The 11,038-nt window shown below is 70.8% G+C and carries 9 protein-coding genes; 5 read left to right on the top strand and 4 right to left on the bottom strand.

Features of this window, described 5'->3' with window-relative positions:
* Nucleotides 1-175 precede the first annotated feature (175 nt).
* From ACFXC1_RS00500 to ACFXC1_RS00490, 3 genes are read left to right on the top strand one after another with little or no spacing between them, the layout of a single operon-like run.
* A complete protein-coding gene (locus tag ACFXC1_RS00500) occupies nucleotides 176-1,201 on the top strand; it encodes a FecCD family ABC transporter permease (protein WP_381236801.1) in 1,026 nt (341 codons plus the stop codon).
* Nucleotides 1,198-2,265, top strand: a complete 1,068-nt coding sequence (locus tag ACFXC1_RS00495) for a FecCD family ABC transporter permease (RefSeq protein ID WP_381236799.1) — start codon at nucleotides 1,198-1,200, stop codon at nucleotides 2,263-2,265. The genes ACFXC1_RS00500 and ACFXC1_RS00495 overlap by 4 nt, the downstream gene beginning before the upstream one ends.
* 4 nt (nucleotides 2,266-2,269) lie before the next feature.
* The gene (locus ACFXC1_RS00490) at nucleotides 2,270-3,148 is read left to right on the top strand and encodes an ABC transporter ATP-binding protein (RefSeq protein ID WP_381236796.1); all 879 of its coding nucleotides are present in this window, start codon (nucleotides 2,270-2,272) and stop codon (nucleotides 3,146-3,148) included.
* 111 nt (nucleotides 3,149-3,259) lie between these two features.
* On the opposite strand, the gene ACFXC1_RS00485 is transcribed toward ACFXC1_RS00490, so the two are convergent.
* Nucleotides 3,260-4,213, bottom strand: coding sequence for a methionyl-tRNA formyltransferase (locus tag ACFXC1_RS00485; RefSeq protein ID WP_381236794.1), 954 nt, complete (start codon nucleotides 4,211-4,213; stop codon nucleotides 3,260-3,262).
* 98 nt (nucleotides 4,214-4,311) lie between these two features.
* On the opposite strand from ACFXC1_RS00485, the gene ACFXC1_RS00480 reads away from it, so the two are divergent.
* Nucleotides 4,312-5,619, top strand: coding sequence for a lysine N(6)-hydroxylase/L-ornithine N(5)-oxygenase family protein (locus ACFXC1_RS00480; RefSeq protein ID WP_381236791.1), 1,308 nt, complete (start codon nucleotides 4,312-4,314; stop codon nucleotides 5,617-5,619).
* 84 nt (nucleotides 5,620-5,703) lie between these two features.
* Here ACFXC1_RS00480 and ACFXC1_RS00475 read toward each other — a convergent pair whose 3' ends face one another.
* The 3 genes from ACFXC1_RS00475 to ACFXC1_RS00465 are packed head-to-tail and all read right to left on the bottom strand — an operon-like array spanning nucleotide 5,704 to nucleotide 9,614.
* Nucleotides 5,704-6,324, bottom strand: a complete 621-nt coding sequence (locus ACFXC1_RS00475) for an isochorismatase family protein (RefSeq protein WP_381236788.1) — start codon at nucleotides 6,322-6,324, stop codon at nucleotides 5,704-5,706.
* Nucleotides 6,325-6,335: 11 nt separating this feature from the next.
* A complete protein-coding gene (locus tag ACFXC1_RS00470) occupies nucleotides 6,336-7,823 on the bottom strand; it encodes an amidohydrolase (RefSeq protein WP_381236785.1) in 1,488 nt (495 codons plus the stop codon).
* A 42-nt stretch (nucleotides 7,824-7,865) separates the two neighbouring features.
* On the bottom strand, nucleotides 7,866-9,614 hold the full coding sequence (locus ACFXC1_RS00465; RefSeq protein WP_381236783.1) for an RICIN domain-containing protein: 1,749 nt from the start codon (nucleotides 9,612-9,614) through the stop codon (nucleotides 7,866-7,868).
* Nucleotides 9,615-10,032: 418 nt separating this feature from the next.
* On the opposite strand from ACFXC1_RS00465, the gene galU reads away from it, so the two are divergent.
* The gene (galU, locus tag ACFXC1_RS00460) at nucleotides 10,033-10,986 is read left to right on the top strand and encodes a UTP--glucose-1-phosphate uridylyltransferase GalU (protein WP_381236780.1); all 954 of its coding nucleotides are present in this window, start codon (nucleotides 10,033-10,035) and stop codon (nucleotides 10,984-10,986) included.
* Nucleotides 10,987-11,038 lie beyond the last annotated feature (52 nt).

Below are 11,038 nucleotides of genomic sequence, written 5' to 3'. Positions count from 1 at the left end.
GCTCGCATAGTAAGGTAAGCATTGCCTTACTTGATAGACCTTCCCTGGAACCGCCGGCCCATGTCACAGCCACTGAGGTTATGCTCACCTAAGCTGCTGGCCGGGCGTCCGGTGGTCCGCCAACAGGGCTCCAGAGCACGGAAGATGACCCGGAAGACGACATGGAGACCGGCACGTGGCTTCAGGCAGAAGGCTTCGCACCACGGCGCTGGTGACCCTCGTCGTCGCCCTCCTCGTTCTGCTGTCCCTGCTGTCCGTCGCGCTGGGCGCGCTCAGCGTCCCGCTCGACCAGGTCGTGCGCTCGGTGCTCGGCCATCCGCCCAGCCGCCTGATCGACAACGTCATCTGGTCGGTGCGCGTACCGCGCACCTTGCTCGGCCTGACGACCGGTGCCGCGCTCGGCCTGTCCGGCGCGCTGATGCAGGCACTGACCCGCAATCCGCTCGCGGACCCCGGCATCCTCGGGGTGAGCGCTGGCGCGTCCTTCGCGATCGTCCTGGCGGTCGGTGTGCTCGGGGCCACCTCGCTGTACGGCTATGTGTGGTTCGCGTTCGGCGGGGCGCTGGTCGCGAGTGTCGTGGTCTTCTTCCTCGGGCGGCTGGGCCGGTCCGGGGCGACGCCGGTCAAACTGGCGCTCGCCGGGGTCGCCGTCACCTCGCTGCTCCAGTCGTTCACCAGCGCCATCGTGCTGACCGACCAGGACGCGCTGGACCGCTACCGCTTCTGGTCGGCCGGCACCCTGGCCGACCAGGACTCCGGCGACCTGGTACGCATTTTGCCCTTCCTCGCCGTCGGCGCCGTACTGGCACTGTCCTGCGCGCCCGCCCTCAACAGCATGGCCCTCGGCGACGACGTGGCCGCCTCGCTGGGGCGGCGGTTGGGTCTGGTACGGCTCCAAGGGGTCACCGCCGTCGTGCTGTTGACCGGCGCGTCGGTCGCCGTCATCGGCCCTGTCGTCTTCCTGGGTCTGGTCGTCCCGCACATCGCCCGGGTCCTGGCCCAGTGGGTCGGCATCGGCCCCGACTACCGGTGGCTGCTGCCGCTGTCCGCCGCGCTCGCACCCGTGCTGCTGCTGTCCGCCGACATCCTGGGCCGGATGGTGGACCGCCCGACCGAGATCCAGGCCGGTGTCCTCGTCGCCTTCCTCGGCGGCCCGTTCTTCATCGTCCTGGTCCGCCGCCGGAAGCTCGCGGAGGTATGAGCGTGTCCGCACCACCAGCTGCCTTGAGCAACCGCCCGTTCCGGCTCACCTTCCCCCCAGTGTCCGGTGTACTGCGTCCACGCCTGCTCCTTACGGGAGTTGGCGTCGCCGTCGGCGCCTTCCTGCTGTTCTGCTGGGGTCTGACCATCGGCGACTACCCGGTCGCGTTCACCGATGTCGTCAGGGCGCTGTGGGGTTCGGGCGACGCGGGCACGGTCATCGTCGTACAGGATCTGCGGCTGCCGCGCGCGCTGGTCGGGCTGCTGGTCGGGGTCGCGTTCGGGGTCTCCGGGGCCGTGTTCCAGACGATGACGCGCAATCCGCTGGCCAGCCCCGACATGATCGGGCTCACCGAGGGCGCCGGAACCGCCGTGGTGGCGGCGGTCGTTCTGGGCTGGACCGGCGGACTCGGCCTGTCGACGCTGGGGTTGCTCGGGGCGCTGGTGACCGCGCTGCTCGTGTACGCGCTGGCGTGGAAGGGCGGTGCCACCGGGTACCGCATCATCCTCGTCGGCATCGGGGTGTCCTGGATCTGCTCCAGCGCCACCAACTTCCTTGTGGCGCGCGGCAATCGCTTCGAGGCGGAAGCGGCCCTCGGCTGGCTGGTCGGCAACCTCAACGGCCGGACCTGGGGCCAGGTCGACTCCCTGGCCGTCGCGTTGGCCGTGCTGCTGCCGGTCACACTGGGCATGGGCCGCTGGATGCGCACGCTGATGCTCGGCGACGACGTGGCCGCCGGGCTCGGCACACCGGTCCAAGTCGTGCGGCTGGCACTGCTGTTGGCCGGGGTGGGCCTGGTCGCGTTCGGTACGGCGGCGGCCGGTCCGGTGGCGTTCGTCGCGCTGGCCTGTCCGCAGATCGCCCAGCGGCTGGCCGGCACCTCCTCGCCGCCCCCGCTCGTCTCCGGTCTCACCGGCGCGTTCGTCGTCCTCGGCTCGGATCTCCTCGCCCGCGAGGCGATCCCCGGGACGGAACTGCCGGTCGGTATCGTCACCGGCGCCCTGGGCGCGCCGGTCCTGCTGTGGCTGCTCATCCGCGTCAACCGCGCGGGCTCTGGAGGCTGATCGCATGTCGACCACTGACCCGCGCGCCCCGCGGACGCCCGAATCACCCGTGGCGGGGCCCGAGTTGCGCGCCCGGAATCTCCAACTCGCTTACGACGGGCGGGTGGTCGTCGAGAACCTCGACCTCACCGTGCCGACCGGCCGGATCACGGCCATCGTCGGCGCCAACGCCTGCGGGAAATCCACCCTGTTGCGGGCGCTCGCCCGGCTGCTGGCAGCGCGCGAGGGGGTGGTGGAGCTGGACGGTGTCGCGCTGCGTTCCGTGCCGACCCGTGAACTCGCCCGCAAACTGGGCATCCTGCCGCAGACCCCGGTGGCGCCGGAGGGGCTGACCGTCCTGGACCTGGTGGGCCGGGGCCGTTCCCCGCACCAGACCTGGTGGCGTCAGTGGTCGACGGCGGACGAGGAGGCCGTCCACGCGGCTCTTGAGGCGACCAACCTCACCGAGCTCGCCGAGCGTCCGGTCGACGAGCTCTCCGGCGGCCAGCGGCAACGCGCCTGGATAGCCATGGCAGTTGCCCAGGGCACCCCCGTCCTGCTCCTCGACGAGCCGACGACGTATCTCGACCTCGCCCACCAGATCGACGTGCTCGACCTGATCACGGACCTCAACCGGCGCGAGGGCCGCACGATCGTGATGGTCCTGCACGACCTCAACCAGGCCTGCCGGTACGCCGATCACGTCATCGCCATGAAGGCCGGCCGTATCGTCGCCGAGGGCGCGCCCGCCGACGTCGTCACCGAGGCCGCCGTCGAGGACGTCTTCGACCTGCGCTGCCGGATCACCCCCGACCCGGTCAGCGGCACCCCGATGGTGATCCCGCTGGGACGGCACCACCACGACGGCAACTCCCGGACCGAGGACGCCGTTACAACCGGGTGAGGGTCCGGCACCGACTTCAAAAAAGTGTGACGCATCCCGCAAGAAGCGTCACACTTTTTTTAACCCCTACCCCGCTCGGCCCGACACGCCGACCGGCGCGGGCTCGCCGGCTCAGGGACGGGACGTCAAGTACCCGCCCATCGTGCGGAAGTAGTCGCCGGCCGCGTACTCGGTGCCGTCGTCCGTCCGCACCCGGCGCACCAGCAGCCCACGGCCGCGCCCGGTATGGGCCTCGGGGCCCGCCACTATGACCACTCCGTCGCCCTCGCGGATGAAGATCCGGCCCGGTGTGCCGCCGTAGCGCCCCTCGGACACGGCCGCCGAGACGATCCTGATCCGCTCACCGCGATGGAAGGCGTAGGCGTTCGGGTACGGGTCCGACTGGGCGCGGACGAGGCGTTCCAGGCGTTCCGCGGGCCATGTCCAGTCGATACGGCTGTCCTCCGCCGACCGCTTGTGGAAGAAGCTGGCGCGGCTGCGGTCCTGCGGCACCCACTGGCCGGCGTCGCGGCCGGAGGCGATCAGGTCGAGCGACTCGCGCACGATCGGCGCGATGAGGTCGACGGTGCGGTGGAACAGGTCGGTCGCGGTGTCGGTGGGGCCGACCGGGGCCGAGCGCTGGATCAGGATGTCCCCGGCGTCGAGTTCGCCGTTCATGCGGTGCGCGGTGACGCCGACGCGCGGCTCGTCGTTCAGGAGCGCCCAGATGATCGGGGAGAACCCGGCGTACGACGGCAGCAGCGAGTCGTGGATGTTGAGGGTGCCGTGCGGCGGGAGGTCGAACAGCTCCGGGGGCAGCCAGGTCCGCCAGTTGTTGGCGACGATGATGTCCGGCCGCGCTTCCCGTACGGCGTCGAGGAGTTCGGCGTCGTCGGGGCGGTTGCGCAGCAGGACGGGGACGTCGTTCTTCTCGGCGAGTTCGGCGACGCTGTCGTCCCAGATCTTCTCGTAGGCATGCTCACTTTTCGGGTGCGTGACCACGAGGACGACCTCGTGGTCGGAGTCCAGCAGCGCCTGCAGCGTGCGGTGACCCCAGGTCTGATAGCCGAGCATGACGACCCGCATGACGGTCCTTCCCTTCAACGACTCATTGCAAGGTAAGCCTTACCTTATCTAGCATTGGGCTGCCTGAGGGAGGCGATGCCACGGTGAAGTCACCGCTCATGGATTCCGAAGTGGTCCACGACATACTCGGAATCGGATTCGGTCCGTCAAATCTCGCTCTGTCCATAGCGGTTGAGGAGCACAACAAGAGCCTTCCGGCAGACAGCCGTCTCAACGCCCTGTTCCTGGAACGCCAGCCGCGCTTCGGCTGGCACCGGGGCATGCTCATCGACGACGCCACGATGCAGGTGTCGTTCCTCAAGGACCTGGTCACGCTGCGGAATCCGACCAGCGACTACAGCTTCCTCTGCTTCCTCCGCGAGCAAGGCAGACTGATCGACTTCCTGAACCAGAAGACCCTCTTCCCGCTGCGCGTGGAGTTCCACGAGTACTTCGAGTGGGCGGCCGAGCGGGTCTCCCACCTCGTCTCCTACGGCAGCGAGGTCGTCGCCGTCGACCCGGTGCGCGGCGACGACGGCGAGGTGGCCTTCTTCGACGTCACCACCCGGGACCCCGCCGGGAACGGCGCGACCGTGACCCGCCGGGCCCGCAACATCAGCGTGGCCATGGGGCTCGAACCGCATGTGCCGCCGGGTCTCGAACTGGGCGAACGCCTCTGGCACAACAGCGAGTTGATCCCCCGCGCGACCGAACTCGCCGACGCGGGACAGCCGGTGCGGCGGGCCGTGGTGCTCGGCGCGGGCCAGAGCGCCGCCGAGGCGGTTGACTATCTGCACCGCACCTTCCCGGACGCCGAGGTGTGCTCGGTGTTCGCCAAGTACGGCTACACCCCGGCCGACGACAGCCCGTTCGCCAACCGCATCTTCGACCCGGAGGCGGTGGACGTCTACTTCTCGGCGCCCTCCGAGGTCAAGCAGTCACTGCTCGACTACCACCGGTCCACCAACTACTCCGTGGTCGACATGGACTTGATCGAGGCCCTGTACGCCACCGCGTACCGGGAGAAGGTGGCGGGACGCGAGCGGCTGCGCTTCCTGAACGTCTCGCGGGTCCGCTCCGTGGACGCCGGGACGGACGGCGGACTCGATGTCGCCGTGGAGTTCCTGCCCACCGGCGAGAAGCAGGTGCTGCCCGCCGACGTACTGGTGCTCGCCACCGGCTACCGGCCGCGCGACCTGGGTTCACTGCTCGGCGAGGCGGCCAAGCTCTGCCTGAGGGATGACGGCGACGAGATCCGCGTCGGCCGCGACCACCGGGTCGAGACCGTCCCGGAGGTGACCGCCGGCCTCTACCTCCAGGGCGGCACCGAGCACACCCACGGGCTGACCAGCACCCTGCTGTCGACGGTCGCGGTCCGGGCGGAGGAGATCCACCGCTCGGTACGGGCGACGAAAGTAGCCGTCTGACACCCCACGACTCCCCGGGCCCGGAGGGTACGGTCCCTTCCGGGCCCGGGGTTCTTGCCTGCGACCAGCCAACCGTCGGCAAACTCAACGGTGTTGGGACACCGGTTCGCCGAAGACGTCCACAACGCCCCGCACGGTCCGCACCGCTCCGCAGGTCGCCGCGATCCAGTCCACGGCCATCCGGTGGTCATCGTGCGCCCGGTCGGCCACCGCGTCCGCGACGACGAACGGCTCCATGTCCTGCATCCACGCGTCGGCGGCGGTCAGCAGCACCTGCGTACGCGCGAACACGCCGACGATCACCGGCTGGTCGCGCCCCAACTCCGCGAGCCTGCGCCGCAGTCGGGTACCGGCGAAGGCGCTGAACCGCTTGGCGACCAGCACGCTGTCGCCGACCTGCGGCCGGATCGCGTCCACGACGTCCCGGGAGTCCTCGCCGCCGGGCAGCCGGGGATGCCCGAAACTGGTCTCGCGCCCGTCCGGTTCACGCTCGGCGGTCTTGAGGGTGTACAGCACGGGGATGCCCGCGGCCCGCGCCGACTCCGCCAACAGGCCCACTCCGGCGAGGAGTTGACCGACCGGCGCGGAGGACTCGCGCAGCACGTGCAGAAAGTGGTTCTGGACGTTCAGGACGACGAGGGCGGCGCGGCGCGCGTCGACGGACCAGCCGGTGCGGTCCGGGGGCAGTGCGGCGGGGCCGGGCATGTCGTACGGGATCACGAGTAAGGGCCATGGGTCCAGCGGCCGTTCGTCATCGTGGCGTGCACGGGCATCGTGCGCAGGGTGTCCGGATCGGCGTCCAGCGGGTCCGCGTCCACGACCACCAGGTCGGCCGGGTCCCCGACCCTGATGAGCCGGCGACCACGGGCCGCGGCGACCAACGCGTCCCGGACGGACAGGCGTTGCTCCGGATGCCAGGCGGGGCGTTCGTCGTCGGTGCGGCTGACGGCGGAGGCGATGGCGAGCCAGGGGTCGAGCGGCGAGACCGGGGCGTCCGAGCCGAACTCCAGCCGTGCGCCGGCGGCGAGCAAGTCACCGTAGGCGAAGGCGCGTTCGGTACGTCCGGCCCAGTGCCGGTCCGCCACGTCGCGGTCGTCCGTGGCGTGCCGGGGCTGGACTCCCGCGATCACGCCCAACTCGGCGAATCTCGGGAGGTCTTCGGGGCTCAGCAGCTGCGCGTGCTCGATCCGGCCGCGGCAGCGCACCACCTCGAAGGCGTCCAGGGCAACGGTGTTGGCACGGTCGCCGATGGCGTGCACCGCGGGTTCGATGCCGTTGGCAGCGGCGCGCCGCATGAGCCGTACGAGTTCGTCGGGGGCCGTCTCCTCGATGCCGTGGGCGCCGTCCGTGCCCTCCAGGCCGGGGTAGGGGTCGCGGCACAGGGCGGTGCGGGTGTTGAGCGAGCCGTCCGTGAAGAGTTTCAGCGGGCCCACCCCGACCAGGCCGCCGATCTCATCGCCCGTGCGCAGCCCGCGCTTGATCGCGGCGTCCAGGTAGCTCGGATACACCGCGGCCAACACCCGTACGGCTGGCTGGAATTGGGCTGCGCGGCGTTCCCAGTCCGCGACCGTGTCGCCGAACTGGAAGTCGATGACTCCGGTGACCCCGCGTGCGGCGGCGGCCCGGCAGGCCTTCTCGATCCAGCCGTCGAGCACCTCGGCCGGGGTCGCGGGGAGCGCGGCGAGGGCTTCGTGGGCCTCGTGTTCCCTGATCAGGCCGGTGGGGTGGTCGGCGCGGCCGACGAGAGCGAGGCAGGCCGAGTTGAACCACGCGGCATGCAGATCGGCGCTGACCAGGGCGACCGGCCGGTCCGGCAGCACCGCGTCGAGCAGTGCCTTGTGCGGGGCGTCGGGCCACAGGCCGTCGCGGAACCCGTAGCCGTGGAGCACCGTGCCGTCGGCCGCCCCGGCATGCGCCCGGACGAGGTCGGTCACCGCCCGGGCGGAGGCGGTTCCGGCCAGGTCCAGGCGGTGCCGGGTGCTCGCCCATTCCGCGAGGTGGACGTGGGCGTCCCACAGACCGGGCAGCAGAACCCGCCCTTCGAGATCAAGGACGGGTTCGCCACCGGCTACGGCGCCCGTTTCCGGGACGACATGGGTGATCCTGCCGTCCGCCACCCGCAGCCGGGCGAGCGGCCCGCCGGCGCCGAGCCGCACCCGGGCGAGCGTCCGTGCAGGCGCCGGGGCGCTTGCGGTGTCTGCCATGCGGAACCCCCTGGGTAACGTTAGCCTTACCTTACCTCCAATTCAGTGCCGGGCCGGGACGAGACCGGCGACGACATCGGTGACAGTGTTCACGGCATCGCCGACGACAGTCACCACCGGCTGCACGACATCGGCGACCGGCGCGAGCACGGGCGCGGGCTCCGGCGCGGGATCATCACAGCAGGCGACCTGCGCGGCGCGGGGCGCGTTCTGCGGTTGATCCTGCTGGGGAGGATCCGCGGGAGGCGGTTGCGGCACTTCACCACCCTCAGATGGCGTCGGAGCGCCGCTGCGGAGGTCGTCGCCCCTTCCCTTCGCCTCCCCTCCGTCCGCCGGTTCGCCACCCTCGGTCCCCGCGTCGGCGGTGGATCCGAGCGCCCAGCGCTGCCCGGCGGACCCGTCCCGTCCCGCCAGCACGACCCGCGCCCCCTTCTTCCCGTTCTCGGGCGCGACGGCCAGCCCCTTGCTCCAGCGGAGCAGCAGCTCACCGCGGACCGTCAGGTCGTAGTGCACCTCGCCGGCGTGCACCAGGCACCCGGCCAGCGTGACCGTGCCCCTGTCGGTGTCGGCGGCGAGGCAGAGCCCGGGATCGTCGAGGCTGCGCAGCAGACCGTCCTGGTCGTACGACCACTGCTGCGATCCGGCGTCGGAGCACGCGGCCAGGGCGACGGCCGCGCCGTTCCGCACCCGCCCGCCGGCCGCGTCGAGGCACAGCCCGGACGCGAGCGCGCGCAGCACGCCCTGTTGGACGACTCCCGCGCCGACGGCACCGGCGGGCGACTCGGCACCGGCCGACGAGGGCGCCGCGACGGGGCTCTGGTGGGACGAACTGCCGCTGGCCGCGCCCCAGGTGGCCTGCGGACCGGGGGTGTCGCCCTGGGTCCAGCCCTTGGAGGCGAGCACGGTCGCGAGCAGTGCGAGGGAGGTCAGCCCCACGCCCACGACCGCGGCCTTGGGGTGCCTGCGCGGGAAGGCGAAGACGCCTTCCGGGGTGGGGCGGTGGCGGCCCACCGGGCGGCGGACGGCGCGGGCGGCGGTCCCGGGCGTCGCACGGCCGGGCCGTGAGTCGAGATAGCGGCGGGCGCCCCAGCCGAGGACGGTCTCGGCGAGCAGCACTTCGAGGCCGCCGTCGAAATGACTCAACTGCTCCGCCGCGAAACGGCAGTAGCGACACGTCATGAGATGCCGTTGCACATCGGGCAACAGACTGCCACCGCGGCGGATCGGGACATCGAGGAGTCGGTTGTAGTAGCGGCATTCGGGCGTCGGCGCGAGTTCCAGGTGGGCGCGGACACAGCCCGCCCTGAATTGTTCACGAGCCTGGTCCAGCGCGGCGGTCGCGGTGGCCTCGTCCACGCCCAGCAGACCGGCGGGTATGGTTATGGGTTCGGCCTCGACCTCGGTGTGCCACAGGAGGCATTGGGAGGCGCCCGGCAGCCTTCCGAAAGCACGTTCCGCGAGCTTCCGCCTTTCGGAGGTTCCGGGCCTCGCCGCACTCAGGCCCCGGGCGCCGGTGGGTTTGCGAAGTTCCGGCAGCAGGGCGGGAATTCGTTCGTCGGCGGCCCACTTCTTCACCATCTCCCTGACTGCTACCAGGAGTTGGGGCCGCAGGGCGCCACCGGTCACCCGGCTCGCGAGTACCTGATGGAAGGCGGCACCCGCCACCATGAACGCCGAAGTCTCGGCGGTGGCGAGGCAGATGGCCGCATATTCACTTGTCGCCTGCCAGTGGCGCGCGAGCAGCAGTGCGACGGCACGAGTGCCCGCGGCTTTGTCACCGAGTTGTGCCATGAGATTGCGGTCCGACTCTCCCGGACTCGATCCGGGGCGAGGCGGGAACGGCGGGCGTGGGGGGTAGGGGGATTGCACGGGAGCATTTCCTTCCAAGCCGCAGGACGGCACACGAATGCCCGACCATCGGAAAGCGGTGCTTGATTGGTGCATACCTATGAGCTGTCAGAAAAGACCCTGACCATTGCCTTCTCACGACTGGCCTCACGAGGTGGCTCACACTCGCACAAGCGCCGGACAGGAAACAAGGAGTTCGAGTGACCGATGTTCAAAACGCTGCGAATTCAGATTGGTTACCGGCGGTATCCACAGGCGTCTACACGAAATCTCCAACTCTGCAGCGAACTAAGGAAGGCGCACAGGGAACTCCGACGTTTCTCTCGGGGTGCTCTCATCACCGTGGACCACCATGAACCGCATGATCGCCCCCCACTCCTCAGCCACCCCCGCACCCGCCCCCGTCCCCACGGTCCGCAAGGCGGTCGTACCGGCAGCCGGGCTCGGCACGCGGTTCCTGCCCGCGACGAAGGCGACGCCCAAGGAGATGCTCCCGGTCGTCGACAAGCCCGCGATCCAGTACGTCGTCGAGGAGGCCGCGGCGGCCGGACTCGACGACATCCTGATGGTCACCGGCCGGCACAAGCGCGCCATCGAGGACCACTTCGACCACGCCTTCGAACTCGAACAGGCCCTGGCCGCCAAGGGCGACACCGTGCGCCTGGACGCCGTACGCGACCCCGCGCGCCTCGCCGACATCCACCACATCCGCCAGGGCGACCCGCTCGGCCTCGGCCACGCGGTGCTCTGCGCCCGCCACCACGTCGGCGACCAGCCCTTCGCCGTCCTCCTCGGCGACGACCTGATCGACCCGCGCGAGACCCTGCTCAGCCGGATGCTGGAGGTCCGCGAGCGGTACGCGGGCAGCGTGGTCGCCCTGATGGAGGTCCCGGAGGAACAGGTCCACTTGTACGGCTGCGCGGCCGTCGAGCCGACCGGTGAGGACGGTGTCGTACGCGTCACCGGCCTGGTCGAGAAGCCGTCCCGCGAGGACGCGCCGAGCCGTTACGCCGTCATCGGCCGCTACGTCCTCGACCCCGCGATCTTCCCCACCCTGGAGCGCACCCCGCCCGGCCGCGGCGGAGAGATCCAACTGACCGATGCCCTCCAGGAGTTGGCCGCCGACGGCACGGTCCACGGAGTCGTCTTCGACGGCCTGCGCTACGACACCGGCGACAAGGCCGACTATCTGCGCACGGTGGTACGACTGGCCTGCGACCGCCCGGACCTGGGGCCCGAATTCGTCGCGTGGCTCAAGGAGTTCGTGGCGGGACTGGAGGCCGGCGCGAGCGACGACGAGCGGCTCGCGGCCTGAACTCCGCACGCACGAGGGCCCGGTCCGCCGTAGGCGATGACCGGGCCCTCAC

Origin of the sequence: Streptomyces hokutonensis, from assembly GCF_042751305.1 — a bacterium.
Classification (GTDB): Bacteria; Actinomycetota; Actinomycetes; order Streptomycetales; family Streptomycetaceae; genus Streptomyces; species Streptomyces hokutonensis_A.
This window is presented reverse-complemented; position numbering and strand designations above follow the sequence as displayed.

What these genes read in the sequence shown, in the direction of transcription:
- ACFXC1_RS00490 (WP_381236796.1), top strand. Translation starts at nt 2,270, where the DNA reads ATGTCGACCACTGACCCGCGCGCCCCGCGGACGCCCGAATCACCCGTG.
- ACFXC1_RS00480 (WP_381236791.1), top strand. Translation starts at nt 4,312, where the DNA reads ATGGATTCCGAAGTGGTCCACGACATACTCGGAATCGGATTCGGTCCG.
- galU (WP_381236780.1), top strand. Translation starts at nt 10,033, where the DNA reads ATGATCGCCCCCCACTCCTCAGCCACCCCCGCACCCGCCCCCGTCCCC.
- ACFXC1_RS00470 (WP_381236785.1), bottom strand. Translation starts at nt 7,823, where the DNA reads ATGGCAGACACCGCAAGCGCCCCGGCGCCTGCACGGACGCTCGCCCGG.
- ACFXC1_RS00485 (WP_381236794.1), bottom strand. Translation starts at nt 4,213, where the DNA reads ATGCGGGTCGTCATGCTCGGCTATCAGACCTGGGGTCACCGCACGCTG.
- ACFXC1_RS00465 (WP_381236783.1), bottom strand. Translation starts at nt 9,614, where the DNA reads ATGGCACAACTCGGTGACAAAGCCGCGGGCACTCGTGCCGTCGCACTG.
- ACFXC1_RS00495 (WP_381236799.1), top strand. Translation starts at nt 1,198, where the DNA reads ATGAGCGTGTCCGCACCACCAGCTGCCTTGAGCAACCGCCCGTTCCGG.
- ACFXC1_RS00475 (WP_381236788.1), bottom strand. Translation starts at nt 6,324, where the DNA reads ATGCCCGGCCCCGCCGCACTGCCCCCGGACCGCACCGGCTGGTCCGTC.